Annotated in this window: 29 protein-coding genes and 1 tRNA gene; 8 read left to right on the top strand and 22 right to left on the bottom strand. The window is 63.4% G+C overall.

Annotated features, from left to right (window positions below):
- Positions 1-414: 414 nt before the first annotated feature.
- Both WDC87_RS19360 and radC read right to left on the bottom strand, forming a co-directional pair.
- Positions 415-711, bottom strand: a complete 297-nt coding sequence (locus WDC87_RS19360; protein ID WP_252744578.1) for a hypothetical protein — start codon at positions 709-711, stop codon at positions 415-417.
- Positions 712-971: 260 nt separating this feature from the next.
- Entirely contained in the window at positions 972-1,451 is a 480-nt protein-coding gene (radC, locus tag WDC87_RS19355) for a DNA repair protein RadC (RefSeq protein WP_252744577.1), read from the bottom strand.
- A 270-nt stretch (positions 1,452-1,721) separates the two neighbouring features.
- On the opposite strand from radC, the gene WDC87_RS19350 reads away from it, so the two are divergent.
- On the top strand, positions 1,722-2,696 hold the full coding sequence (locus WDC87_RS19350; RefSeq protein ID WP_252744576.1) for a hypothetical protein: 975 nt from the start codon (positions 1,722-1,724) through the stop codon (positions 2,694-2,696).
- Between the two features lie 210 nt (positions 2,697-2,906).
- Here WDC87_RS19350 and WDC87_RS19345 read toward each other — a convergent pair whose 3' ends face one another.
- The 4 genes from WDC87_RS19345 to WDC87_RS19330 form a co-directional block, all read right to left on the bottom strand.
- Positions 2,907-3,263 (bottom strand): hypothetical protein, encoded by a 357-nt coding sequence (locus WDC87_RS19345; RefSeq protein WP_006375896.1) that lies wholly within the window; start codon positions 3,261-3,263, stop codon positions 2,907-2,909.
- Between the two features lie 119 nt (positions 3,264-3,382).
- Positions 3,383-3,862: a hypothetical protein gene (locus tag WDC87_RS19340; protein ID WP_252744575.1), complete on the bottom strand. Its 480-nt coding sequence runs from the start codon at positions 3,860-3,862 to the stop codon at positions 3,383-3,385.
- The gene (locus tag WDC87_RS19335) at positions 3,859-4,197 is read right to left on the bottom strand and encodes a hypothetical protein (RefSeq protein WP_138927460.1); all 339 of its coding nucleotides are present in this window, start codon (positions 4,195-4,197) and stop codon (positions 3,859-3,861) included. Before WDC87_RS19335 ends, WDC87_RS19340 begins: the two co-directional genes overlap by 4 nt.
- 379 nt (positions 4,198-4,576) lie before the next feature.
- Positions 4,577-5,149 carry a hypothetical protein gene (locus WDC87_RS19330; protein ID WP_252744574.1) on the bottom strand — a complete coding sequence of 191 codons (573 nt, stop codon included), beginning with the start codon at positions 5,147-5,149 and terminating at the stop codon, positions 4,577-4,579.
- 201 nt (positions 5,150-5,350) lie between these two features.
- Between WDC87_RS19330 and WDC87_RS19325 the strand changes: the two genes are divergently transcribed.
- A complete protein-coding gene (locus tag WDC87_RS19325; RefSeq protein ID WP_006375898.1) occupies positions 5,351-5,629 on the top strand; it encodes a hypothetical protein in 279 nt (92 codons plus the stop codon).
- A gap of 419 nt (positions 5,630-6,048) precedes the next feature.
- Positions 6,049-6,768 (top strand): hypothetical protein, encoded by a 720-nt coding sequence (locus WDC87_RS19320; protein WP_252744573.1) that lies wholly within the window; start codon positions 6,049-6,051, stop codon positions 6,766-6,768.
- A 77-nt stretch (positions 6,769-6,845) separates the two neighbouring features.
- On the opposite strand, the gene WDC87_RS19315 is transcribed toward WDC87_RS19320, so the two are convergent.
- From WDC87_RS19315 to WDC87_RS19265, 11 genes are all read right to left on the bottom strand, one after another.
- Positions 6,846-7,871 carry a zincin-like metallopeptidase domain-containing protein gene (locus WDC87_RS19315; RefSeq protein ID WP_252744572.1) on the bottom strand — a complete coding sequence of 342 codons (1,026 nt, stop codon included), beginning with the start codon at positions 7,869-7,871 and terminating at the stop codon, positions 6,846-6,848.
- A 68-nt stretch (positions 7,872-7,939) separates the two neighbouring features.
- Positions 7,940-8,155, bottom strand: a complete 216-nt coding sequence (locus tag WDC87_RS19310) for a hypothetical protein (protein ID WP_024956732.1) — start codon at positions 8,153-8,155, stop codon at positions 7,940-7,942.
- Between the two features lie 118 nt (positions 8,156-8,273).
- The gene (locus tag WDC87_RS19305; protein ID WP_006375901.1) at positions 8,274-10,205 is read right to left on the bottom strand and encodes a DUF5906 domain-containing protein; all 1,932 of its coding nucleotides are present in this window, start codon (positions 10,203-10,205) and stop codon (positions 8,274-8,276) included.
- A gap of 69 nt (positions 10,206-10,274) precedes the next feature.
- Complete coding sequence (locus WDC87_RS19300) at positions 10,275-10,454, bottom strand: ribbon-helix-helix protein, CopG family (RefSeq protein ID WP_252744571.1); 180 nt, start codon at positions 10,452-10,454, stop codon at positions 10,275-10,277.
- A gap of 490 nt (positions 10,455-10,944) precedes the next feature.
- Positions 10,945-11,208: a hypothetical protein gene (locus tag WDC87_RS19295; RefSeq protein ID WP_006375902.1), complete on the bottom strand. Its 264-nt coding sequence runs from the start codon at positions 11,206-11,208 to the stop codon at positions 10,945-10,947.
- Between the two features lie 9 nt (positions 11,209-11,217).
- Positions 11,218-11,469, bottom strand: a complete 252-nt coding sequence (locus tag WDC87_RS19290; RefSeq protein WP_006375905.1) for a hypothetical protein — start codon at positions 11,467-11,469, stop codon at positions 11,218-11,220.
- The gene (locus tag WDC87_RS19285; RefSeq protein WP_049400621.1) at positions 11,462-12,118 is read right to left on the bottom strand and encodes a DNA N-6-adenine-methyltransferase; all 657 of its coding nucleotides are present in this window, start codon (positions 12,116-12,118) and stop codon (positions 11,462-11,464) included. Before WDC87_RS19285 ends, WDC87_RS19290 begins: the two co-directional genes overlap by 8 nt.
- A gap of 107 nt (positions 12,119-12,225) precedes the next feature.
- Positions 12,226-12,579: a hypothetical protein gene (locus tag WDC87_RS19280; protein ID WP_012480712.1), complete on the bottom strand. Its 354-nt coding sequence runs from the start codon at positions 12,577-12,579 to the stop codon at positions 12,226-12,228.
- A 105-nt stretch (positions 12,580-12,684) separates the two neighbouring features.
- Positions 12,685-13,416 carry a hypothetical protein gene (locus tag WDC87_RS19275; RefSeq protein WP_252744570.1) on the bottom strand — a complete coding sequence of 244 codons (732 nt, stop codon included), beginning with the start codon at positions 13,414-13,416 and terminating at the stop codon, positions 12,685-12,687.
- On the bottom strand, positions 13,416-14,939 hold the full coding sequence (locus WDC87_RS19270; protein ID WP_012480713.1) for a site-specific integrase: 1,524 nt from the start codon (positions 14,937-14,939) through the stop codon (positions 13,416-13,418). The genes WDC87_RS19275 and WDC87_RS19270 overlap by 1 nt, the downstream gene beginning before the upstream one ends.
- A gap of 83 nt (positions 14,940-15,022) precedes the next feature.
- Positions 15,023-15,112, bottom strand: a tRNA-Ser gene (locus WDC87_RS19265).
- Between the two features lie 124 nt (positions 15,113-15,236).
- On the opposite strand from WDC87_RS19265, the gene WDC87_RS19260 reads away from it, so the two are divergent.
- Positions 15,237-16,310 carry a DUF4241 domain-containing protein gene (locus tag WDC87_RS19260; protein WP_072168108.1) on the top strand — a complete coding sequence of 358 codons (1,074 nt, stop codon included), beginning with the start codon at positions 15,237-15,239 and terminating at the stop codon, positions 16,308-16,310.
- Positions 16,311-16,362: 52 nt separating this feature from the next.
- On the opposite strand, the gene WDC87_RS19255 is transcribed toward WDC87_RS19260, so the two are convergent.
- Positions 16,363-17,355 (bottom strand): LysR family transcriptional regulator, encoded by a 993-nt coding sequence (locus tag WDC87_RS19255; protein WP_005410175.1) that lies wholly within the window; start codon positions 17,353-17,355, stop codon positions 16,363-16,365.
- 127 nt (positions 17,356-17,482) lie between these two features.
- Between WDC87_RS19255 and WDC87_RS19250 the strand changes: the two genes are divergently transcribed.
- Together WDC87_RS19250 and WDC87_RS19245 are read left to right on the top strand one after the other, a co-directional pair.
- A complete protein-coding gene (locus WDC87_RS19250; protein ID WP_072168109.1) occupies positions 17,483-18,070 on the top strand; it encodes an NAD(P)H-dependent oxidoreductase in 588 nt (195 codons plus the stop codon).
- A 137-nt stretch (positions 18,071-18,207) separates the two neighbouring features.
- Positions 18,208-18,570, top strand: coding sequence for a ligand-binding protein SH3 (locus tag WDC87_RS19245; RefSeq protein ID WP_072168111.1), 363 nt, complete (start codon positions 18,208-18,210; stop codon positions 18,568-18,570).
- A 66-nt stretch (positions 18,571-18,636) separates the two neighbouring features.
- Here WDC87_RS19245 and serS read toward each other — a convergent pair whose 3' ends face one another.
- Entirely contained in the window at positions 18,637-19,917 is a 1,281-nt protein-coding gene (gene serS / locus WDC87_RS19240; protein ID WP_088497905.1) for a serine--tRNA ligase, read from the bottom strand.
- A gap of 113 nt (positions 19,918-20,030) precedes the next feature.
- Here serS and WDC87_RS19235 point away from each other — a divergent pair, with 113 nt between their 5' ends.
- Complete coding sequence (locus WDC87_RS19235) at positions 20,031-20,669, top strand: energy transducer TonB (protein ID WP_072168113.1); 639 nt, start codon at positions 20,031-20,033, stop codon at positions 20,667-20,669.
- 203 nt (positions 20,670-20,872) lie between these two features.
- The gene (locus WDC87_RS19230; protein ID WP_252744975.1) at positions 20,873-21,361 is read left to right on the top strand and encodes an energy transducer TonB; all 489 of its coding nucleotides are present in this window, start codon (positions 20,873-20,875) and stop codon (positions 21,359-21,361) included.
- 190 nt (positions 21,362-21,551) lie between these two features.
- Here WDC87_RS19230 and aroA read toward each other — a convergent pair whose 3' ends face one another.
- The 3 genes from aroA to serC all read right to left on the bottom strand — a co-directional run bounded on the left by aroA (position 21,552) and on the right by serC (position 25,272).
- A complete protein-coding gene (aroA, locus tag WDC87_RS19225) occupies positions 21,552-22,859 on the bottom strand; it encodes a 3-phosphoshikimate 1-carboxyvinyltransferase (protein WP_111201537.1) in 1,308 nt (435 codons plus the stop codon).
- A gap of 76 nt (positions 22,860-22,935) precedes the next feature.
- The gene (pheA, locus tag WDC87_RS19220) at positions 22,936-24,135 is read right to left on the bottom strand and encodes a prephenate dehydratase (protein WP_252744974.1); all 1,200 of its coding nucleotides are present in this window, start codon (positions 24,133-24,135) and stop codon (positions 22,936-22,938) included.
- 51 nt (positions 24,136-24,186) lie between these two features.
- Positions 24,187-25,272, bottom strand: coding sequence for a 3-phosphoserine/phosphohydroxythreonine transaminase (gene serC, locus WDC87_RS19215; protein WP_088497904.1), 1,086 nt, complete (start codon positions 25,270-25,272; stop codon positions 24,187-24,189).
- Positions 25,273-25,574 lie beyond the last annotated feature (302 nt).

Raw genomic sequence — 25,574 nt, 5'->3', positions numbered from 1 at the left:
CTCGATCACCTGCTTCACCGCCTCTGCCCGGAACTCATCCGTGTACTGCTTGCTGTTGCCCATAAACACCTCGGTCATTGCCATCAATTATGGCAACCGGATGTCTACGAAAGGCTGGCCGGTCCAAAGCTGGAAATCTGTTTTATCGATGGCTGGTGAATGACCTCGTCGAGCTCAGGGGGCAACGGGTCCACGAACGTGTCAATGAACGCCCTCACCTCGGTTTCGGCTGCTTTGCAAAGGTCGGCGTCAGTGAGCAGCGCCCGCAAGTCGGCAAGCGTGGGAAGCCACACCGTATTGAAGAGCGGGCCACCCACCGAGGGACTGACGAAATGGATGCCGTGAAGCACGGATGCCCTCTCACTCTTTCCGAGCTCTCCGTCTCCCCAATAACCGTTCATCGGAGGAGTCACGTCACCCATCATTAGCCAGTTCTGCGCGCCGCCCCTGCTCTTCTCGCCAGCACTTGAGCAGGTGTTTGTAACCGGGCTTGGCTTGGGGGACGTGGAAGGATCGTCCGTAAGTGTTGACCTTCCCGCCGTTGTGGAGCTCGACGGCATGAACCGCGGTCCAAGTGGTCGCCCAGCCCAGGCTGTCGTCCTCTTCCAAGCTGACGGGCTCCAAGGAGACCGCTGCATAATTTTCAATCAAGCCGGGATTCAATCCCAACGCGATCATCTTGGTTTCGTTGGTTGTGACGGTTGCGCTCATGTGACACCTCTTGGCTTGGTCGGCGGCATTGCCTACCCCTTAATTCAAGGTAGATCGCCCTGGAAATTTGTCCACGGCCTTAGTGGACAAAATCTTGACTAAAAAGCAAAAAATGCGGCGCTAAGGCCGCAGTTTTTCCTAACATCACTTATCGCGCAGAAGGCGTTGGTGCTTTCCATCCATGCGGATGCTTTTTCAGATGCCGGCGCGCAGCGGCCGCCGGCGGCTTCCGCCGCAGGTCTTTGCTTTAAAGGGGGTGGTCACACCCACCCCCGTGAAGCCATCGACACGTGCGAGGTGCCCGCGATCACCAGGTGATCCAGCACTCGGATGTTGAGAAGTGCAAGGGCCTGCTTGAGGCGGTCGGTGATGGCGAGGTCGGCCGCGCTGGGCTCGGGGTTTCCGCTGGGGTGGTTGTGAAAGAAAATGACCGCGGCGGCGTTGTGGTCCAGTGCCTTCTTGGCGACGATGCGGGGATGGACTTCGCACCCGTCGATGGTGCCTTGAAAGAGGTGCTCGGTGGCCAGGATGCGGTGGCGGGTGTCCAGGAACACCGTGCCAAACACTTCGTGATCCAGGTGCGCACAGCGGGCAGTGAGGTAGTCGCTGGCGCTGTTGGGGTCGGTGATGGCCCCTTGGCGTTGCAGGCGGCGCTCCAGAATGTGCGAAGCGGCCAGGAGGATGCCCTCTTCGTCCATGGCCAGCTGGTATTGGGCCCGAATGTCGTTGGCTCGCTTCATTTGCTTTCTCCACCGGCGCGGGATGCGCCTCGTGGGGACCGGCGGGCGAAGCGTTGGACGAATCCGCACCCGGGAGTGAGCAACGCCAGGAGCGCATCGAAGGGCCGGAACAGCGTGGAGGAGGCCTGTCCTTGCGGCTGCGTCAGCGGAGCCAGGATTCCCAGTGAAAGAGGCCACCGCCCGGATGGGGAATTCAATCGAAGGATTGAAGAACGGGCTTGAAGGCTTGAGGATGAGGTATCTGGCCCCGCAAACCGTCACGAGACCCCGATGGACTACCCTGACCTTGCCCCACTGGAGGAAATCTCCGGTCCGTTCGCCCTTCTTTCGAAGGGCCCAAAATTCATCGCCGGCTGGCTTGCCAAGCGCACTGAGGAGCGCTACCGGGAGTTCACCCGTGCCGCGCTTGAGGGTCAGGTGTTCCCCGAGAACGCGGAGGCCATGACCTCGGAAGATTTTCTGGCCATGCTGCGGGCATTGGAGATGGACATCGAGGCCGAGAAGGCCACCATCTATGGCCGCCTTGCCTGTTCAATCGCTACCGGCAAAACCGCAGGCCATCTCAAGCGCCACTTCATTAAGGCGCTGAGCGACCTGTCGTTTGGCCAGGTCGATCTTCTGCGACGCGCTTTAATCACCGAGCGTCACCACGTGTTTCCTGGCACCGGCGGGGGTAACCTGGACCCAAAAGAATTCCTTGGACTGCAGTCGAAAAGCAGCATCAATCGCCAGACCTTTGAACGCTGGGGCCTGATCGAAGAGAAAGGACTGAGCCTCGCAGGCCGACGGTTCGTGGAGGCTTGTTTTACCAGCGATGAGTTGGCGCCCTCCTCAGTGGGCTTTCAGGAATGGGCCAAGGGTCGCATCCACATCGTTTGCAACGAGATGGGCGCGCCGAGCTGCCACAGCGTCCTGGTCCAACTGACCGAAGATGGGCACCGCCGGGCCATCCATGTCCACAAAAGCGCAGCACTTCGGGGACGCTCCAACCGCCTGCTGACACCCGGCCCCGTCATGGTGGTCCTTCTCACCGATAAACCCCAGCGTCTCGCCGACGAATGGACCACGGTGGAAGACACCATCCGAGGAAGAGTCCTGGCCGTGGTGGCCACGACCGATCCGAATGCGCCGTTGCCCGTCGCCATGACGGGCTTGGAACGCATAGATGCGTCACCGGACCGTGCCGCAGAAGCCGTGACGGCGATACTGGAGCGCTTTGAAGCAAAAGGGTTACGGGGCACCTGAGACCGCGATGTTAAACCCGATTCGACCGGTCATTGGAAGTGGCCGCCAACTTTATGGCGGCCAACGAGCACTACTTACAGACCAAACGAGGCTTCACGGACAGCGACTTGCATGCCGGACAGAAGAGCCCCAAGTTGATCTTCCGCTGAAAGTGATGACTGCACTTCTCGCAAACAAAAAGGTAAGGCGCCCCTGGAACGAAGCCGGGCATCACTTTCCTTCCTTGCGCTTGAAAATGACCTTTCCGCCAGCCTCGTATTCCACATCGTAGCCTTTGTAGATTGCGAGGATCAAAGAGAGACCAAGGCTTGCGGCGGTGATGATGCCGATGATCTCGACTCCAGTGACTGTCGCAACCGCCCCCAGGCTGAGCGTGCTGAGCCCAGCCGTTACTGGAGCGAGCCCAACTGCAGCAACGATTGCTGCAACACCGACGGCACCAAGCTTGGCGAACTTGCGCGTCTTCTTCAGGTCGTCTGCCAACTTGCCCACAACCACAATCTGCTGCGCCTTTGCATTCTTGGCCGCTTCCAGCTCATCCCGCGTCCTTACTGTCACGCTTGCCATAACGCCCCCTGTTGTTAGCAATACCAGTGATGGATACCCTGGGCAGGATAGCCGAAGGGAACACCGTGTTCCTAGCAGCAATGATGGTGCCCAACTGTCTCTCCAGCTGAGACACGAACTCAACGCATCCGCTGCCACGGGTCGTCCTTGGGAGCCTCCACCGTAACCTCGGCAACGTCGTCTGCAGCACGCCATGCCTTCCCTTCGAGCACCATCGTAGGACATCTGGAACGTGCGATGGCGGCCTCTTTGGCGGTCGGCGGGTTCCATGATCGATGCTCCTCCAAGTAGCGCTCCATGGACGGCTTCAACTGCAAGCCACCGCTCGGCAAGGGCAACGCCCGATCATGGCGTTTGTCTTGTTGACGGGCATAGGCGACTTGCTCAGGCTCCCCAAGCGCCTCCCGGTGGGCATCGAGCATGCGATCAATGGCGTCCACGTCCCCGCGGGCATGGAGCGATTCGGTGTAAAGCGCTTGAAGCAACGGGTCACGCTCTTCGTGAATCTCTTCGCCTGTGTCTTCGCCTTGGAACAGCCCATCGTGGCGTGGGCGGGCGTCGACGGGGTCTGGGCGCAACCGACCGTGACTCGTTCTCATGCCCGCCTCCGCGCCAGCCCGCTGCCGTGAAGCAGCCCGCATGCGATCGAATAAACGACAAGAGCCAGCGTGGATGACAGGTATAGGTTGGAAGGATCCAACCAGACTTGGCTCACCACGTGCTGTAGCTGGTAAGCCAGCAGTGCCAAGCACGCGTAGAACAGGGCCAAATGCCACATCAACGCAACCACGGATGGGGCGTCCTCTTGGCCGGCTTGGAACGCCTCCCAGCCCCTGCGTGCGCTGCGGGCTTTGGAGGCGCACAGCCACGCGATCCCGAAAGTGACCGCAGAGAGGACGAGCTCAGACAGCACGACCACCAGAAAAAGGGTCATGGCATCCTCCTCTGGGTTGGGAGCAGGCCATGAGCCTGCAGGTAAGCGTGAACCGCCTGCCGGGTCACGCCCAGGCGCTTGGCAATTGCAGGGCCGTTGCTCCCCTGCTCCAGGAGGCGCACCACCAGAGCGTGTTGGTCAGCCAGTGGGCGCCGGGGCTTTTGACGCAACCCCAGGTGGGCCAGATCGGCGCTCACCACGGGCGATGGAACGCCCAGGGCTTGGGCGATGGCGGCGCGGCCGTGTCCCTCTCGGACCATCCGGGCGACTTCGGAGCGGCGGTGGGCAACGGATGGCCGCTTCATGAGCTCAACCAGAAGCCCGCAAGCCGTGCCTTCGCAATACACGCCTCCACCAACGTGTTCGCTTTTGTGCATCCTTACGGCCCCACGCGCACGCGAGCGCTGTTGTTGTCCGACCGGGCATTGATGCCAATGGCACAAGGGCTTCCGCACGAATAATCGCCAATGCGCACCGGCGAAGCATCAAGCGGCACCACCCGGGTCTTCTTACCCTTCCCCGCCAAGAAGACCCGATCACCTTCGCGCACATCCACATCGGCGTCTTGGACCACCGCGAGGACGCGCTGGCGGCGATCGGACAGATCGCGCACGTAGATCTCCACCGCACGCCGGCCGCTGAGGCCCTTTTGAACCGCGGTTCCGGCAGCCGCACCGATGACGCCACCGGTCACCCGGGCTGCATTGCGGTATTCCCGGTTCTTGACCTGGTTAGCAGCCCCATAACCAACGGCCGACCCGATGGCGGAGCCGGCGTTCAGACGCTGGTCGGACGTCAGTTGAACCGTGCGAACCATCAGGACCTCGCCCAGTCGGGCGTCCTGGACGGATAGGGCTTCGGACGAACCATAGCGGCGAGCGGAGGTGGAATCGGCGGCAAAGGCGGCCGGAGCAGACAACGCCAATGCAAGGGCCAGAACGATGGGTTTCAAGGTGCACCTCCATTTCGTGAGTAGGTTCACCTATGCATAGATCGATTCTGGGAATGCGCAAGGGGGGGCTTCGGAGCGCGGTTACACAGACTGCAGTCCGCGTCATTAAATTGACGGAAAAGCGACAAAATGAAGCATATGGACAGAGATTGATGCTCAGGCGATGATTCTGCCCACAACTCAAAACCAACAGGGAAATGTATGGCAAGGAAGAAGAGTTCATCGGCCGCAGGTGCCGCGATTTCGACCGGCGGCGGAGCCGTCGCTGGCGCAACTTCTGCGATCCTCGGCGTAACCAGTGGTGCAGCGGCCGGGACCGCCGGTGCAGCCGCCGTGACCTCCGGCTTGGCAACCGTCGGGAGCGTTGTGGGCGGTGGCATGCTTGCTGGACTGGGGGTGGTCGCGGCTGCACCAATTGCGGGTGGTGCGGCGATGTTCGGCGTCTACAAGCTCTACCAGCGCATGGCATCCAAGAAGTAACCGCTCTGCCTGGCCCACTGCCACAAGCGGTTTCCCTCTACGTCGCGCAGGCTTCGTCAATGTCTGCAAGTGGCCATCCAAGCTAGCAACCTTGGTGGCCGCTCTTACCAACTTGTGGCTCAAGCCCTTGGACCAAAAGGCCACGTTGACCTCAATGCCCCGCTGGCGCAGCCAGAGTGCGGCGTGACGCTCAAACCCGAGCGCACTGAGGCCGTTCATGCAGGGCTAGCAGCCGGCGGAGTGCGGTGCAGTCCGCGCCTACACGTTGGGATGCACGATGGGTTCGCGCATGCTCGATAGCACACGGATCGGAATTTCTGTTACTGCACGTAGATCAGACTGGCCATTTCTTCCCCTTTCTCTCTCGCCCCTCCGCGTCTGGCAAGGAATCTGAAACCGGCAAGCTCTCCTGTCGTGCAATGTTCCTGATCGACATTCAACCTGTGATGATGTGGGAACGCTCTCCCTCAACCTGCCAAACCGTCTACGGAACTGGCAAAATTGCAGGATCACTCACAGGGGGAAATTGGATGTCCGACACAACCTACAGCCACCGCATCCTCAAGACTTATGGCCTGCTGGTGGACTTCGAAGGTAAACCACGCCTCAAGAACGTTCCGTCGCCTCTAACCGGTCAAAAGAAGGCAAAGGAGACGATGGAAAAGTGGACGCAGCGAGTGCTGGGGGATGAGGTCAGCAAGGTCCGCGTCTACCGACCGGCACGCGTTAAAAGTGACACACTCATTGCCAGCCTTACAGACACGCACGACGCCAAGCTGGTGCGTGACATTGTTCGCGGCGCCGTTCGCAAGAAGAGCAAATCAGCGAAAGCAAAGATTGAAGAGATCAAGGTGGAGCACGCCGCCGAGCTTAGAAAGCGCGGAGCCACCGCGAGAGAACTTCGGAAGGCACACGAAGAAGGCCTGTCGGGAAAGCTCGATGATATCTTGGCTGCGACGGCCTATCTGCCGTTAGACGACCTTCAGGACTTGGTGGTGGAACTGGGAGAGGACTTGAGCCCATCGGTCCGCAACTGGGCACTTGCCCTGGCTCCGGCCAAGGATGCTGACGAGGTTTCCGTCATCGACGTTCTCAAGCAGATGCTCCTGCGCATGGACGTGCTGTCGAAGAATAAATAACCAGAATTTGTCAGCCACTGTCGCGCACCCTGCTGCCTCCCGACAGGCGGGTGCGCGTTCAGTCGCTTGTTCACGAATCAAACTGCCAAGTTCAGGCGCGCCCCTCTTGCCTTGAAGCGCGATCGAGACCGGTCGTTGGCGGCATGTTTTTCGATCTCATGCAGATTGGCCGCCACGGACTGCCGCTGCTGCTCAACCTTCTGGAGCGGCTCTCGAACCAACTCGGGCACCTTCAGGAACTCCACCACCCGCTTGGCCGCCGCCGCGGCTCGGAAGAGCTCCCGGGGATCGTCCCGGAGGATTTGGATCCACGACTTCACGTAAGCCGCGTGCTGGGTGGGATCGTGGCCAATGCCCAGGCGTTCGCCCATCAGCATGGATGACACCTCCGCGACCAGTTCTTCCTTGGCGTAGTCGATGCTCCCAAAAGCCCCTTTCTGATCGCGGTTGAGGCGGGTGGGAAAGCCGGTCCAGTGGCCCAGTTCGTGCAACGCGGTGGCGTAGTAGCCGCTGGCCGAGTGAAAGGTGTTGCGCTGGGGCAAGTGGATGCTGTCGGTCATCGGACGGTAGAACGCTTGGTTGCCCCCGTCGTGGTGGATCTCGGCTCCGCTGTCTCTCAGCACCGCTTCGCAGGCCTGGTGAATGTCGGGCTCTGGGCGCGCGGCTGGCAGGACCAGTGCCGGCAACCCATCGATCTGCATCGCGTTGAACACGCGTGGGAAGAAGACCTTGGGGTGGGCCTTGGCGATGAGGTCGGGGTCCCCGCTCTTCTTGGCCTCCTCCACCCGCGACCAATCCCAATACTCAATCACGCTGGCCTTCTCGCCCTTGCGCACCTGAGCGCCCACGGCCGCGGCTTGCTTGTAAGTCATCCACCGGTTGTCCTGGGTGTCCCAGGCGCTCTGAAGGGCCCACAGGTGGAGCAGGTTTCCGCCCCGGTAGCTCTTGCCAGTCGTGGGGTTCATGGGCAACCCGAGGTCCACGCGGGCGTCCCAGGGTTTGAGAAAGGGACCGGTGCCCTCCTCCATCTGGCGGATCAAGCGCTCGACGACGTCGCGGGAATGGCGCTGAAGGAAGCTTTCGTTGGGGGTGGCATCGGACACGGGCAGGCTCTCCTGGAAGGCAAGGAAAGGCGCCTGTCGGCAACGCCAAGGGGGTTAGGCTGGAAACTTCAATCGTGAATGGTGACGGCGCGTCCCTGCTCCAACAGGTTCTCCAGCAAAGCCAAGGCCCGTTCGATGGTCAAAGCGGTGCCGGGGCCCCCGTCGCCCTCCTGGAGCTGCACGCGGATGCCCTCGGGGGTTCGTTGCACGGTGAAACGGGGGGACGCCGCCAGGGAGTCCTGGCGGTCCATGCTGTCGTCTACAAAGGCATCGGAAGGGGTCATGGTTTCAGCATGCGACAGGATACGGATTTGGCAAGTCCGGGCTGGACCGTTAGCGTCACCGACCAATCCATTGGCTAGAGCTGATACGGAAGATGGGAACACGGATTTGGCCCCGCCTTTACGACCGCCGTTGGCGCGCATCCCCATCTCCCACCTTTCCGCCACCTTGGGTTTCGCTGCTTTCTCGGCCCGCCAACGGCTCACCGAACAGCGCACGAATCTCCAGTTCATTGATACGTTCCTGCAGCTGGAGTTGGATTGCCTTGGCTCTGGTGCGCCCTGCCTCCTCCCTCAACGCATCGGCATGGAGAGCTCCCATCTCAGCCGCCTGCTGCTGAGCGCTCAAGCGGTCGAATCGACGCTCCATCTCTTCCTGCCGAGCCCCTTGCTGTTCGAGGGTGGGCGTCACATCGGTTTCCCAAGGCTCCAAAGACTGAGAGCGCTCCTGCGCCACGCGCAGTGCTGTCACGGTCGCCGATGATCTCAACGGCAGATCGCCACAGGCCTCGCCGACGGTTGCTGCTCCGTTGATTCGCAGGCGCACGCATTCTTCCTGTTTGCCATTGATGCGACGGTTCGAGCGGGCGCCGTCGTCCAGGCCCATCTCTTTCAAGCCTCGCCAGAACTGGCGACCGGTGAGGAGATCGATGTCCGCCAGCCCTTGTCGGTAGCCCCAGTTTTTGTAGTTCTCGTAGACCTGCCGCATGGAAAGCGTGCACTCATCCGTCTCAATGCGCACCACGCGCTCGGCTTGAGCCCAAGCCATGACCTGGTCGCTGCCATGGCGGGCGGCCAGCTTCGCTGCGCGCACGGCTTCGGGCATGTCGGCGTCGGTGTCGGACAACGCCCTACCACGGGCCACGATGCGTCGGGCGCCTTCGAGCATCCAGTCCAGCACAAGCTGGCCTTCCTCTGCCAGGATGTTCTTGACCAGATCAGGGTCGTGCTGGTTGACCGGTACCGCCTTCTTCCAGTGCACGACGGTGAGGCGGCGCCACACCCCGTTGCTCTTGTCGCGGATGAAGGGGGCCGAATTGGACGTGATGATCCACTTGGCCGTGGAATGGTAGCTCGCCAGCTGCTTCTGGTTCTTCCGGTCGATGCCAATGCCATTGCCAGAGACCATCGTCTTGAACCGACCTTCGGCCCACTTCTCGCACTCCACTTCGTCCACCAGGATCAGGCTGGCGCCAATCATGGGTTCCAGGCTGAAGCGGTCGCCCAAAGTTTCAAGGTTGCAGCGGGCCACCTGACGGTGCATCGCTTCCACGATTTCCGCCAGGGTGGATTTGCCAGAACCTGCGACGCCGTGCCACCAGGCGGCCTGGCTGTAGACACCCGGCAACAGGGTCATGCCGCACTGCTCCTGGAGCAGGTCGATGACGCGCGGGTCGTCGTGGGCTTGGCGGAGGAACTTGGCGAATCGCGAGTCAGCCGGCAAAGGCTGGGGCTTGTATGCATGGCCCTGCCTGCCACCACAGGCCACCCTGACCGCGTGGGTCATGCCCAAGGCGGGATCAGGAGCGAGCACATGGAAACCGCCGGGAAGGATTTCCACGTAGCCGTCTGCCACCGGCACGATGGCCCGCTTGGCTTGGGCTGGCATGGGGTTTTTCTGGCGCAGCCGAAGGGAAGCCATGTCCCAGCAGTCCTTGGCGAGCTTGGGGCTGCCCGCGAAATCGGCGTTGCGGTCGATCCAATCGGATGCCACACCCACACCTTCCGCGTCGCTGATCGCTTGCCAGTAGGTACCGTTCCAATGGTGTACGATCTCGCCGGTGCCGCTGGTGGCTTGGCACGCCCACAAGCGATCGACGCATTCGGTGGTGCGGCGGGCAAACAGGATGGGGAGCGACGGTGGCTTGCGCTGGCCCTCTCGATCAACCGAGTGGCGGTAGAGCTGCTTGTGCTCCTCTGCCTCCAGGTTGACCTTGCGGGCGGAGGCTTCCGCACCCAGGAAACGCGACGCTTCGAATGGCACGATGTTGCTTGGCTCTTCCGTCGTCGGGTTGACAGCCTTCCCTTTTGGGGACACATTGGTTGTAGACATTGTTGTTGGCTCCTCTCAAACCCTCGCCCTGGCCGGTGGGGGTTTGTCGTTGTGGGGGGACAGGCTTGCTCAGGCAGCGCGCGGGAGAGCGGTTTCCAAGGCGCGGCGAATGAACTCGCTCTCTGTCATCTCGTTTTCGGCCGCGGCGAGACGAAGGCGTTCGGCCAAGGGGCGTTTGATCCGAACGTGCTTTTTCACGCTGGCGCGGATGCTGTAAGTCGGCGGCGACGAGGGATGGGTGGCGTTCACGGTGGCAACTCCGAAGGTGAAAGGTTTGGTGTGTCCCACATGGGGGACACTTCCACTCAACCACTCCAGGAGCTTTCCGCAACCCACGGTTTTTGACTAAACACGAAAACTGCGGAATCTCTCGCACTTTTTCCGGAAGCCCTGTTCTGCTGGCTTTCCCTTCCCTGCTGGTCTTCCATTAGCCAGCAGAAAGAGAAGACCAGCAGGAAGACCAGCAGCTACAAACCCTTGATTCCAAAAGCTTTGCATTCATAGAAAACCGTTCCGCTGGTCTGCTGGGTCAAAAAAGAATCGGTTTTGAAATTTGAGATACCAACACTTTCCATGCGATTTGGACGCATTTGCACAGGGGAGTTGAATCGAAAGCCAGCAAGCCAGCAGCGCACTTTTAGTCACAGAAATCCCTTGGGATTCAACGACCTTGCACTACTGGTCTTCCTGCTGGCCTTCGATCGCTGCTGGCTAGTGGAAGACCAGCAGCCGGAAGTTCCTACTCATTTTCGGCCAAACACTCCAGTTGCTCGCGCTTGCGATCGGTCAAGAACGGATGCTGAAACTCCCTCCCGCTTTCCACCTCCGTCACCACCACGTGTTCTTCAATCGTAAGGGCGCCATGGTGCCAATCGATGGCATCCAACTCCGCCAAGGACAGTCGCGCGAATGCCTCCATTGCCTCGGACTGGGTCTGGGCAAAGACCTCAATCACCTTGCTCACCAAGTAGTCACCCCGGACGACGAATTCGTAAGTTCCCATCGGCTCCTCCTAATAGTTGAGGTGGTGGCGCATGGTTGGACAAGGCCAGTTGAGATCTTCGCGTTCGGAACCATCGGGGCTGATGACCTCCACAAAGCCGTAGATCTCCTCCAACTCGGTACGCCAGCCACCGGCATGAATGTCAGCCACTCCCATCGAGTTCAGAATCTCCAAGGCTGCCGCCTCTGAGTCCGCGTCGATTCGGATTTCCAATTCGGCCGTCGCGCGGCCCAAGACAACAACGTTCCAGCGATCAGCCATTGGAGCTCTCCTGGTTCGCCGTGGCCACCTGCCCTACCCGCTGGATGGCAAAGAACTTCCCGTGCAACGCACCGCTCGCCTGCGCTTGCTGAAGGTGATCGGCGGCGCGCTTGCCGTAAGTCACCACCAACGATCCCGACGGCGCTGCCGTGCCGGTGGTTCCGTCGGGACGCACAAACCTCAGCCTCCCACGGGTGAACAGGATCGCCGTCGCGTTGGGGTGGGAAAGCACGCAGTCGTGCATCCATCCCGTCTCCATGTTGACCGGCACCAGGGCGATACCGCCGCCGGGGTGGTTGGCCAGCTTGCTCAACCACTTCTCAATCCCTTTTCCGTAAGGCGGATTCATCCACACGAATGCCTGCTTGGGCCACGGCGTAGCCAAGCCGTCCTGGCTCGGCGGGATCATCCGGCTGGCCGTGGGTGCGGGCAGCCGCGACGGGTCTTCGGGCGTGCAAGGATCGAGGTCAAAGCCGCGCCTTCCCCCCAGCGCCCTGACGATGGCAGGCGGGGTATACCAATCGACGCTCGTGTGGGCCTTGTCGCTTGCCTTGTAGCAAACGGAGGTGAGCCGGGTGGGTTTAGCCGCTACGAGGCGCTTGGAGCGGGTTGCTGCGTTGAACGGCAGAACGTTGGACTTGGGCTGCATGAGGATTCTCCAGGCAAGGCTCCGTCAGCACGGCTGCGTTGCCGCGTTGAAGAATGGGTTTTGGGAGTTGGGCTTGAACCAGCCCGAGAGGCGCTGCTGGCGGCGGGTTACCACCAAGAGTTGTAGAACACGTCCCAACCGTCGTTGATCAATGCGCGGGCCTGCGCAATGAAGTCCAGATCTTCTTCAGCTCGATCGGGATCCGATTCACCGAAGAAGAAGCCTTGGGTATAAGGCAAATCATCGTTCAGCACAGCCTGTTCCAACGCATCAAGATCGTCCAATCCAAGGAATACGGGAACTTGGTTGAAATCGAAGGGATCAACCTGCCCCGTCCTAGCACTGTGCAACTTGAACATCCAACCATGAAGGTTCGGATGCTTTCGCCAGTAGAAAAATAGTTCTTGAGTGCGATCTCGCACATCAGTGCGGGTCTTGACCGCATACATATCGAGGCCCATCGGCTTGCTCCATCGCCCCGACCACCGAGGCGTTGGAGTAATCATCCGAACTGAGAGCCTCCATCGATACGGATATTGGAGGCCTCCAATATCCGTTAGCAGCCGTTACATTCGCCCATTGCGCTTGTCGGGCATCTTTGGAGGCGCCGGCTGCAGGCGTTCGTGCAGCGCTTGTTCGATCACCCCAGCTCGCGAGGCGTCGAGCTGCTGAGCCAGGTCCCGCAGACGGCTGGCCTGGGCTTGGGCTGCGTTGTTGAATGCGTCCACCCACTGGCGCTTGACGTCAGGGTTTTGCCAAGGCTGGGCGAAGGCGTCGGTCAGCGTGCAGACCCGAATCCCAAGCCCGATTTGCACGCCCAATGCTTGGAGCTGGCGAATTAACGCATCGCTGATGGGTTGGTCAGTCAGTGGCTCCAGGAAGAACTGCTTAGCCTTGGACCCTTTGGCCACCAGAAACGGCAGTTCTGCAGTTAGGAGGGTGTCGATCGCAACGCCCCGTTCGCTCAACGGCTTCCACAGGCCCTTAGCCTTGAGCTCGGCTGCCCAGGCCATCAACGGAACAAGGGTGGTCGAGCGCTTGCGAGTTCCCTTCACCGTGAACAGCGTCCCTTTTGGGGAGTGTTCCTTCAAGAGGTGTTGCAATTGGGCCGTGCTGATCGCCAACACCCCAGCGGCCTCATTGAAGCTCAACGCCACGTCCACCTTGGGCCGCTGTTTCGCTAGGCGCAAATGGTCTGCGATCTTCTTCTCCATCTGGCCCACGTTTTCGGTGCCAGAGAGCTTGCCGAGAAAGCGATCGATGGCGCGGCGGTAAGCATCAGCAGCAGTAAGGGCCATTAGTTCGGCTCGCTCCCCTTACGGCCGACCTTTGAAGAGCGCGCGGCAGCATTGCTGCTTCGCCGCCCGACCTTGCGCGCCGGCAGGGTGCGCAGCGCCTCCAGGTCGATTCCGTAATCTAGGACACCCAAAGCTGGCGTTCCTCCGGCACCGTTGAGCTTCTCACTCACCGTAAAGGGCCTGCTGTAAGTCGCGTGGTGTTCGTCGTCCAATTCGTGGCCGACGATTTGGGCTCGCATCTCAGAGGCCACACCGCTGCCCTGCATCTCCTGAATCACGGTCTTTCGGAGACTATGGAAACCACGTTTCGCTTTCGACCACCCACCACTGTGCTTTTGGAGGTAGTAGCTGAACGCCTTCGATATCCAGTTCCCCGCACCATTCTTCGCCTTACTGTCAGCCTGCGGAAACAATCGCCAGTCCCCGCTCTCCCTTCGTTCGGCGACGTAGTCCAAGAAACCAAGCTTGATCAGGTCGGGATGCAACGGGACGACCCGATTGGAAACATCGGTCTTCAATCGCTGATCCTCCCCCTCATCGGTAAACCGTATGCACGGGATTCCCTCCTCTTCCTTGACGTCGAGGGTAAACAGCTGCCCCACCTCACCTGCCCGGGCGCCCGTATACAGGCCCAACAAAGCCGCCCAGCGCGCTCCCGTTGAAAGCTGCTTGAAGCTATCAGGCGCGAAGAGTTGATGAACCTGATCCAAGGTAAAGGCCTGGAAGCCAAATTTTCTGCGCTTGCGCTTCTCCGCCATCGAAACGCTGACGTGACCTGCGGCGACATTGTCTCCCTTGAGCACGTAGCCTGAAGCCATTGCCCAAGTGAAGAATCCTCTCTTTCCTGCGAGGTAGCTCTGGCGATTGTTGAGCGTAGAACGCGTTAACCCGCGCTTGGCCAAATGGTCGTAGAAGCGGGCCATCTCAGGCCGCGTGATGGTGTGCAGCTCGCGCTCGGCGCCCAAGAACTCGATCAGCTCTGTCACGGGAAGCAGTTTGATGCCGACCGTTTTGACCTCGATGTCCTCGGCGGCGACTTTATCCTGCCAGATTCGCTTCGCATCGATCAGGCTGATGGTCTCAGATGGCAGGGGCTGCGCCGCCGCTGATTCCAACGGGTTTGGCCCAGCCGCCGCCGGAACTGCACCCGCATCACGGAAGTGGAACTTGCCGATTTCTTCCAGCGCCTCCATTGCTCGAGCATGGTCGGCCGCATCCGTGGTCCGAAGACGGAAGCCCGGCAAGTCAATTTCATAACGCCGGGAGCCGTTCTCCGCGACGCTGCGCAGAACATCCTCAACCGTGAGTCCCTTCTTGGTCATGCACCCATCCCTGATGGCATCGAATGCTTGAGCATAACGCTGCGCGATGGCCAAGGCAGCCACTCTTGCGCTATGCAGTTGGATGCCCAAGGGATGCTTGACGAAAGGTTTGCCGACGATACCACGCATGTCCGTCGGAACGCGCATGCGAAACTGGTAACGACCTGTGGAAGAGCGAGTGAGATAGCTTGGTAATCGCATCGGAGTTGTGCCCCGATTTGTGCCCCAAGCCGCCCTTCAAGACCTTAAAAAATGTCGTTTAAAAACAAACACTTACTAAGGATTGGCGGAGAGAGTGGGATTCGAACCCACGGAAGGTTTAACCCTTCGCCGGTTTTCAAGACCGGTGCCTTAAACCGCTCGGCCATCTCTCCAATCGGGTCCCGGTCGCCCGGGCAGCGACGTATTCTCGCACGTGAAGGGCATTTGCCCAAGACCACCTTGCCCCTGCCCTTCGCATCCGGCACGGTGGGAGCCTTCACCGCACTCGGAGCCGCCATGGCCCATCTCGATCTGGCCAATCTGCGCACCTGCCTGCTGGACGATACACAGCTGGCCGCTGTGGCCCTGCACCGCACCTTCGCGGGGCACCTGCCGGTCAGCAGCGGGCAGCTGGTGGTCTGCGATCCGCTGGTCCAGGCCGAGGCGCCTGCGCTGGCCGACTACACCGCCCCGCTGGGGCGGCACCCGGTCGAAATCATCGTGCACAGCGGCCACCCGGCCCTGGCCGTGGTCTGGTTCAAGCCCCGCGAAGCTCTTACCGCGACCGCCCTGCACTGGCAGATGGCGCGCTGGGCCACCCAGGACCTGACCGGCCTGGATGAGGACAGCTTCATCGGCTATCCGGTCGACGCTGGCATCGGTTGTTTCATGGACACCGACACCCAGCAGGCGCTGCTGGCCCTGATCGAACAGGCCGATGGCGAGGAAGAGAGTGAATGGTCGGATGCACTGATCGACCACGATGGCCTGGACGAAGGCGTCGAATACCGCCCCTGGGGGGAGAACTCGCCGCACGGCCTGGTGGTCTTCACCAGCGGCTGGGGCGACGGTGTCTATCCCAGCTACTGGGGGCTGGATACGTCCGGCATTCCGGTCGCCCTGGTCACCGATTTCCTGTGCATCCAGGGCGGCGATGGGCGCGACGAGCGCGAGATTGCCGACCAGGCCTATCGCGACAACCTGCCCCCTGCGGAAGCCGAGGCGCTGGCGCGGCTGGTGGCTGCGGTAGAAGGAGACGACGCGGAGGCATTGCAGGACCTGCTGAAGGATGCGCCGCAGCGCGCCAACCAGATCGAACCGGGCTGCGGCGGCACCGCCCTGTACGAGGCGATCCGCCTGGACCGCCCGCAGGCATTGCGGGTGCTGTTGCAGGGCGGCGCATTGCCGGCAATGCCCGAACGCCTTCACATGAGCAAGGTGACCGGCTATCTGGACTATGCGCGCTTCCTGAAGAAGCCGCGCAGCGCGGAACTGATGGCGGTGCTGGAAGCGCCCGTCGTTGCGGCCGAACCGCCACCGGCCGCAGCGCGACGCCGCAGCTTCTGGGACCGGCTGTTCGGCCGGAACTGATCGTCGGAAAACAGCAACGCCGGGCATGGCCCGGCGCTACCGTTCAGCGCTCTCAGCCGGCATCCACCGCCAGCGCCCCCAGTGCACTGGCCTTGATTCGCTCCTTGGCCTTCTCACAGGCGCCACCGCAATCCAGGCGCGAGGCCTCCAACTGCGGCGGCAGATGTTCGGCCAGGAAGTCGATGAACACGCGCACCGCCGGCAACAGCCCGCGGCGCGAGGCGAACACGGCGTGGCACACGCCCTGCGGCAACGACCAGTCCGGCAGCACTACTTCCAGCTCGCCATTGCGCACGGCATCGGCGCACACGGTCTCCGGCAGCATGGTGATGCCGAAACCGTCCTTCACCATGCTCTGCAGCAGCGGGAAGTCGAAACCAGCCACGCGCGGCTGCAGGTCGACCCGGCGCACTTCGCCTTCCGGGCCATGCAGTTCCCAGCGCTGGCGTGCTTCGTCTTCGCTGATGCTGAGGGTGACGTGCTGGGTGAGCTCTTCCGGGTCCTTGGGGCGTCCGGCGCGGTCCAGGTATTTGGGGCTGGCCACCAGCAGTTCCTGCACCTGGCCGAAGCTGCGCATCACCAGGCTGCCGTCGTCGTCCAGGCGCGAACGCACGCGCAGGGCGACGTCGTAGCCTTCATTGATGATATCCACGCGGCGGTTGCTGATGTTCAGCTGCAGCCGCACCTTCGGGTACTGCTCAAGGAACTTGGGCAGCAGCTTGGGAAGCTGCATCTGCGCCAGTGACACCGGCACGCTGGCGCGCACCACGCCGCGCGGCTCCGCGCTGAGACGGTCCACCACTTCGCGGGCGGCCTGGGCCTCGGCCAGCATCGTCTGCGCATGGCGATGCACGCTGGTGCCGACATCGGTGACCGCGAAACGGCGCGTGGAGCGCTGCAGCAGGCGTACGCCCAGGTCGGTTTCCAGCTGGCTGATGCGGCGGCTCAGGCGCGACTTGGGAATACCCAGTGCGCGCTCGGCGGCGGCGAATCCCCCGTGGTCGACCACCATCGCGAAGTAGTACAGGTCATTCAGGTCATGCATACCCGAGTTCCATATCTAGAACAATACGTGGCATTCAATCACCTTTATTCCGCCTTTGCAACAACCTATCGTTCTCTCCGTCGGCGGGGCCACCCCGCCCCTTCCTCCCAGAACACAGGTGACTGCCATGAAGCTTCTGCATCTCGACGCCAGCGTGCTTGGCGACAACTCCGTCTCGCGCCAGCTGTCGGCCGCCGTGGTCGCCCGCTTCGCCAGCCAGATCGATGACCTGCAGGTCGATTATCGCGATCTTGACGCCAATCCGGTACCGCATCTGCGCAGCAGCTCGCTGGCCAGGACCGACGCGGCCGAGGCGACCGATGCTGAACAGGTGATGCAGCAGTTCCTGGACGCCGACATCGTGGTGATCGGCGCGCCGATGTACAACTTCAGCATTCCGTCCACGCTGAAGGCCTGGATCGACCGCGTGGCCGTGGCCGGCCGCACCTTCAAGTACACCGAGAACGGCCCGGTGGGCCTGGCCGGTGGCAAGCGGGTGATCATCGCCAGCAGCCGTGGCGGCATCTACACCGACTCGCCGGCCGACTTCCAGGAGCCGTTCCTGCGCCAGGTGTTCGCCTTCATGGGCATCAACGAGGTCGAATTCGTGCGCGCCGAGGGCATCGCCTATTCGCCGCAGCACCGTGAAGACGCCATTGCCGGTGCACTGGCGGCACTGCCGTCGCACGAAGCGGCCGAAGCCGTCGCTGCGTAACGCGTTCCAACGTTCGGCGCCCCTCTCTCCTCGTCTGGGCGCTGAACGCGGGCCGGGATCCCCTCCCCCATCCCGGCCCACCCTGGCGGCCCCGCTATGCGGGGCCGTTTTCTTTTGCGACGCGCTAGGCTGGGGCCATGAACTACATCGTGACGGCTGCGCACCGCAGCGAATTTCCGCACCCGATCACCCTGCGCCGTGGCCAGGCGCTGGTGGTGGGCGAACGTTATGAAGGCCCGGAGGGCTGGGAAGACTGGTTCCTGTGCCAAGCCGAAGGGCAGCAGCCCGGTTTCGTGCCGGCGCCGGTGATCGGTCGCGATGCGCAGGATGACGCCTATGCCACGGAGGATTACTGCGCGCGGGAGCTGGATGTGGATCCCAGGCAGATCTTGCGCGGGCTGCGCATCCTCAATGGCTGGGCGTGGTGCGTGCCGGAGAACGGCGAACCGGGATGGGTGCCGCTGGAGAAGCTGCGGGTCATAAAGGAGAGCCGAGCATAGGCTCGGCTCTACATGGATCTGTAGCGCCCGAGCCTACGCTCGGGCGGCGGCGCAAAGCGCCGGCTGTCAGGCGATCGTTTCCAGGCCGCCCATGTACGGGCGCAGGGCCTCCGGCACGGTGATGCTGCCGTCGGCGTTCTGGTAGTTCTCCATCACCGCGATCATCGCACGGCCAACCGCCACGCCCGAGCCGTTCAGGGTATGCACCAGCTCCGGCTTGCCGGTGGCCGGGTTGCGCCAGCGCGCCTGCATGCGGCGGGCCTGGAAATCACCACAGTTCGAGCACGAGGAGATCTCGCGGTAGGTCTCCTGCGACGGCAGCCAGACTTCCAGATCGTAGGTCTTCACCGCCGAGAAGCCCATGTCGCCGGTGCACAGCAGCACCTTGCGGTACGGCAGGCCCAGCTTTTCCAGCACCACTTCGGCACAGCGGGTCATGCGCTGGTGCTCGGCGTCGCTGTCTTCCGGGCGGCTGATCGAGACCAGCTCGACCTTCTCGAACTGGTGCTGGCGGATCATGCCGCGCACGTCGCGGCCGCCGCTGCCGGCTTCGGCACGGAAGCACATCGAGTGAGCGGTCATGCGCAGCGGCAGACGCTCGGCGTCGACGATCTCGTCGCGCACGATGTTGGTCAGCGGCACTTCCGAGGTCGGGATCAGATAACGCGTGGAGTCGCCCACGGCGGTCTTGAACAGGTCGTCCTCGAACTTCGGCAGCTGGCTGGTGCCGCGCAGCGAGTCAGCATTGACCAGCAGCGGTACGTTGGTTTCCTCGTAACCGTGCTCGCCGGTGTGCAGGTCGACCATGAACTGGGCCAGGGCGCGGTGCAGGCGCGCGATCGGGCCGCGCAGGACGGTGAAGCGCGAACCGGACAGTTTGGCCGCGGTCTCGCCGTCCAGCCAGCCATTGCGGGCGCCCAGTTCGACGTGGTCAAGCACCTTGAAGTCGAACTGGCGCGGAGTACCCCAGCGCGCCTGCTCGACGTTGTCGTTCTCGTCAGCACCGGCTGGCACGTCATCGGCCGGCAGGTTCGGGATCCCCATCGAGATCGCTTCGATCTTCTCGCGCAGCTCGTCCAGCGCCACTTCCGAGGCCTTCAGCTCGTCGGCGAAGGCGGCAACTTCAGCCATGATGGCCGACACGTCCTCGCCCTTGGCCTTGGCCTGGCCGATGGCCTTGGAACGGCTGTTGCGCAGGCTCTGCAGCTCCTGGGTCCGCACCTGGATGCGCTTGCGATCAGCCTCCAGGGACTCCAAGGCAGACACGTCGAGCTCGAAGCCGCGGCTGGCGCGCAGGCGTTCGGCGAGGTCGGCGGGCTGGTGGCGGAGCAGGGCTGGATCAAGCATGGCAGGTGTCGTGGTGGGTATCAGGGATGGGATTATCGCTTGTTATACGGATTTCTGCCGCCCGGTTCATTCCCGCCGTGGCAGAATCGGGGCATTCCGTACTGGTCCGGTCCATGTCTGCACCCCGCTCGTCGTCCGCCAAGTCGTTTACCGTGCATATCCCGCGCAACGCCCTGAAGATCGCGGGCATCGCCTTCGGCGTGGGCGTGCTGCTGTTCGTGCTGGTCTGGTTCACCGGTCGCGACAAGGAATTCTTCCGCGCCGACCCGGCCGCACAGACCCCGCAGGAGACGGCGCAGGTGGAACCGCTGCCCGAACCGCTGGCGGCGGCCGCCGGTTCCAGCGACATGCCCGATGCCAAGCCGGCCCCGGTCGAAGAGGAAGCCCCGAAGCTGGTCGAAACCCCGCCGCCACCGCCGGCGCCCGTCGCCGAAGCGGCCCCGGCCGCACCGGCTCCCGCGCCGGCTGCCACGGGCAACAGCCAGCCGATGCCGATTGCCGGCCAGTCGCCACCGCCGTCCTATCCCGCCGCCGCCCTGCGCGCCGGTGAAACCGGTACGGTGGTCGTACGCGTGGACGTGGATGCCACCGGCTATCCGAACAATGCCACGGTGATCCAGCGCAGCGGCTCACGCGAGCTCGACCGTGCCGCGACCGATGCGGTGCGCCGCTGGCGCTTCACCCCGGCACAGAGTAACGGCCAGGCCGTACCGGGCAGCATTGAAGTGCCGTTCGACTTCAAGACCCAGTAACTGAACGTTTCCCGGCAGGCAAACTGAACCCTGCCGGTTGCGTTGACGCAACGCTGACACTTTACGCCACTGGCCCGCGCAACACTCTCCCCGTCGTCCATTGACGGAAGGAGTTTGCGATGACCGCCACCACCCACGAAGACCTTCATTCGCCGCAGTAACAGCAGGACGCCAGCGAACAGCACAAGCCCACGTCGCCCTGGATGTGGATCGCGCTGATCGTGGCGATGTTTGCCGCCGCACTGCTCTGGCTGCGTCACTCGAACCAGGAAGACGTGGCGCCGGCACCGGTCGGCGAGCGCATGCTGCCCGCGCCCGAGCAGGCGCCGGTCGCCGACGTACAGCAGCCTGCGGCACGCCAGGCCGCAGCGGCCGGCAACCAGCGCAAGGCGACCCCTGCCGTACGCAATCGCGAGGCGCGCCCGCTGGCGGGCAACAGCAAGCCGACCTACCCCGCTGCCGCGCTGCGCAATGGCGTGCAGGGCAGCGTGATCGCCAGCCTGAATGTCGATGCCCGCGGCCAAGTGACCAATGCTGCGATTGTTTCGCGCAGCGGCGAGCGCAGCCGTGACCTGGATCGTGCGGTGCTGAGCACCGTGCAGAACTGGAAGTTCCAGCCGGCGATGCATGAAGGCCGTGCAGTGGCCAGTGTGGTGCGGGTCCCGGTGCATTTCCGTACCGGACAGCGTTGATCGCGGACGAGGGGTTCGTGATGTTTAGACGGAGGCTTCGGCCTCCGTCCTTTTATGCGGAGAAGCGTGCCGACCAAGGAAGGTCGGCACCTACCGGGCGATGTGAGCGTGCCGACCGAGGTTGGCACCTACCGGACAGGGGGCGCGTGCCAACCATGGTTGGCACCTACCGGAAAACCTGATCCGCCGGTCAGGCCAGGTTGAAGCCGGCGCTGCGCGCCAGGCCGTCGAAGTCCGGGAAGGACGTGGCGACATTGGCGATGTCGTTGATGCGCACTTCGCCGTTACTGATCTGGCCGGCAATGGCGAACGCCATGGCGATGCGGTGGTCGCCGTGGCTTTCGATGGTGCCGCTGCCCAGGCGCACGCCACCATGCAGGGTGGCACCGTCTTCAGTTTCGTCCACCTGCATGCCCAGCGCGCGCAGGCCGGTGGCCATCGCTGCGAGACGATCGGATTCCTTCACCCGCAGCTCGGCGGCGCCGGTCACCACGGTCTGGCCTTCTGCAGCAGCTGCCGCCACGAACAGCGCCGGGAACTCGTCGATCATGTCCGGCACCAGTTCTTCCGGAATGCGTGCGCCCTTCAGCGGGGCGTAGCGCACCACCAGGTCGGCCACCGGTTCACCGCCCTGTTCTGCCGGGTTCTCTTCGGTGATGTCCGCACCCATCAGGCGCAGCGCATGCAACAGGCCGGTGCGGCGCGGATTCAGGCCGACCTGCTTCAGGCGCAGCTCGGAACCGGGAATGATGCTGGCGGCGACCAGGTAGAACGCGGCCGAAGAGAAATCGGCGGGCACCACGATATCCGTGGCGCGCAGGCGCTGGCCACCGCGCAGGCGGGCCTTGCCCGGCGAAAACGCGATGTCCACGCCGAATGCGGACAACATGCGCTCGGTGTAGTCGCGGGTCGGGTGCGGTTCGGTCACGCTGGTTTCGCCCTGCGCATACAGCCCGGCCAGCAGCACCGCCGACTTGACCTGCGCGCTGGCCACCGGCGAGGCGAAATCGATGCCGTGCAGCATCTGGCCACCATGCACGCGCAACGGTGGCGTGCCATCGTCCTGGGTGTCGATCCTTGCGCCCATCTGCGACAGCGGGCCGGTCACGCGGCGCATCGGGCGACCGGACAGCGACTCATCGCCGATCAGCGTGCAGTCGAACGATTGCCCTGCCAGCAAGCCGGCCAGCAGGCGCATGCCGGTACCGGCATTGCCGCAATCCAGCGGTGCATCCGGCGCCTTCAGGCCATCGATGCCGACACCGTGCACGACGCGCTGCGACGGGCTGGGCGTTTCGATGCGCACCCCCAGCTGGCTGAAGATGCGCGCGGTCGCGCGGGTGTCCTCGCCTTCCAGGAAGCCTTCGATGTGCGAGGTGCCATCGGCCAGCGCGGCAAACATCACCGAGCGGTGCGAGACCGACTTGTCGCCGGGAATGGTCAGGCTGCCCTGCAGCGGCTGGCCCTTGCGGGCTATCCAGTGTTGCGCGTTGCTCATCGTTCGATCATTCCGTAAACACCGGCAGCGCCGGCGATGCATCAGGGAGCGGCGGCTGTTGCCGCCGCAGCAGCACTCAGGGCACGGCCACCGGATAGGAGCCCAGCACCTTGATCTGCGCCGAGTGCGCTTCCAGTTCGGCCAGCGCGGCCTGCATCGGCGCGTCGTCGATGTGGCCGGCCAGGTCGATGAAGAAACCGTACTCCCACTTGCCGTGGTGTGACGGCCGCGACTCGATGCGGTTCATGCTGATGCCATGGCGGGCGAACGGGCTGAGCACGTCGAACAGCGCACCGGGCTTGTCATGGATGAACACCAGCACCGAGGTGCGGTCGTGGCCGGAGGTCGGGAAAATGTTGCGGCCCACCACCAGGAAGCGGGTGGTGTTGTCGGCATCGTTCTGGATCGGCTTGGTGACCACCTTCTTCAGGCCGTATACGTGGCCGGCACTCTCGCCGCCGATGGCCGCCGCGTCGTCGGCGTTGCGCGCACGGCGCGCGCCTTCGGCGTTGCTCGACACCGGAATCTTCTCGGCCTTCGGCAGATTGGCGCGCAGCCACGCCGAGGTCTGCATGAACGACTGCGGGTGCGCGTAGATGCGCTCGATGTCCTCGATGCGGCCGCTGCGCGACATCAGGTACTGCTGCACGCGCAGTTCCACTTCGCCGCAGATCTTCAGGTTGGAGGTCAGGAACATGTCCAGGGTGATCTGGATGGTGCCCTGCCCCGAATTCTCCACCGGCACCACGCCGAAATCGGCGTTGCCCGCTTCCACTTCCTGGAACACCTCTTCGATGCTGGCCATCGGCAGGCCCAGCGCGGAGCGGCCGAAGTGCTTGAGCACGGCCTGCTGGCTGAAAGTACCTTCCGGGCCGAGGTAGCCGATCTTCAGCGGCTCCTGCTGGGCCAGGCAGGCCGACATGATCTCGCGGTAGACGTGCACCAGCAGTTCATCGCTGAGCGGGCCTTCGTTGCGGTCCACCACCATGCGCAGCACCTGCGCTTCGCGCTCGGGGCGGTAGTAGTCGACGGCGGCGGCGAGCTTGCCCTTGGCCTTGCCGACCTGGTGGGCGAAGCGCGCGCGCTCGGCGATCAGGCTCTGGATGTCGCGGTCGATCTGGTCGATCTTCGAGCGCACATCGGCCAGCGCCAGCGGCGCCAGGGTGGGTGCCGGGTTCGAGGTGGCCTTGGCCTTGCCCTTCGCCTTGGTGGGCACGCTGTCCTTGGCCGGTTCGGCCTTCTTCGGCGCATTCTTGCTGGATTTGCTGCTTGCCATCGGAATTCCTTGTTGCGGGGAACGCACCCGACGGTGCGCGCCGTTCATTGCTCAGCCGTGACGCTGCTGGAAATCGGCCATGAAGGCGACCAGCGCCTCGGCCCCGGCCAGCGGCATGGCGTTGTACAGCGAGGCACGGATGCCACCGACGACCTTGTGCCCCTTCAGCGCCAGCAGGCCAGCGGCCTTGGCCTCGGCCACGAAGCGGGCATCGAGATCGGCATCGGGCAGGAAGAACGGGATGTTCATCCGCGAACGGGCCGCGTGTGCAACCTCATTGCGGTAGAAGCCGCCGGAGCCGTCGATGGCGCCGTACACCAGCGCGGCCTTGGCGGCATTGCGCCTGGCGAACTCGGTCACGCCGCCCTCGGCCAGCATCCACTTGAACACCAGACCGGCCAGATACCAGTTCCAGGTCGGCGGGGTGTTCAGCATCGAATCGCGGGCGACATGCGAGCGGTAATCGAAGATGTCCGCGCGTGGCTGGCCACTGCGCTCGAGCAGGTCGCGGCGGATGATCATCACCGCGATGCCGACCGGACCCAGGTTTTTCTGCGCACCGGCATAGATCACGCCGTAGCGGCGCACGTCCAGCGGCTCGCTGGCAATGGACGAACTGAAGTCGGCCACCAGCGGCACATTGCCGGTATCGGGCACATCACGGAACTCGACGCCGTGGATGGTCTCGTTGGCGGTGATGTGCACGTAGGCGGCATCCGGCGAGAGCTGCCAGTCGGCGTGCGGCGGCAGCGTGCGATAGCCATCGGCCTCGCTGCTGGCGGCGATGTTGACGTCCACGTAGACACCGGCCTGCCTGACCGCGGTCTTGCCCCAGTGGCCACTGACCACGTAGTCGGCACGCTGGCCGGGGGCGGCGAAGTTCAGCGGGATCAACGCCTGCTGGGTGGTGGCACCACCGGACAGGAACAGCACCGCATAGTCTTCGGGGATATCGAGCAGGCGACGCAGGTCGGCCTCGGCCTCGGCGGCCACGGACATGAATTCCGCGCCGCGATGGCTCATTTCCACGATCGAAGCGCCGGACCCGTGCCAGTCCAGCATTTCCGCCTGCGCCTGACGCAGGACCGATTCCGGCAAAGTCGCAGGGCCGGCACTGAAGTTGAACGCGCGCGTCATGTCACACCTGTGGGGCAAGACCCCTAGTATGCCGCAGTGCACCAGCCTTGCGGCCTTGTGCGGCAAGGGAAATTTGGTTTCATTGGAATCCATCGGCAACGCGACCGGGTAGTGGGGGGGGGGGGGGGGGGGGCCCCCCCCCCGGGCGGGGGGGGGGGGGGGGGGGGGGGCGGGGCCCCCCGCCCCCCCCCCCCCCCCCCCCCCCCCCCCCCCCCCCCCCCCCCCCCCCCCCCCCCCCCCCCCCCCCCCCCCCCCCCCCCCCCCCCCCCCCCCCCCCCCCCGCCCCCCCCCCCCCCCCCCCC

This window comes from Stenotrophomonas maltophilia group sp. Smal12, from assembly GCF_037079935.1.
GTDB classification, from domain to species: domain Bacteria; phylum Pseudomonadota; class Gammaproteobacteria; order Xanthomonadales; family Xanthomonadaceae; genus Stenotrophomonas; species Stenotrophomonas sepilia.
Note: the sequence above shows the minus strand (reverse complement) of the source record. Positions and strands in the feature narration are given on the sequence as shown.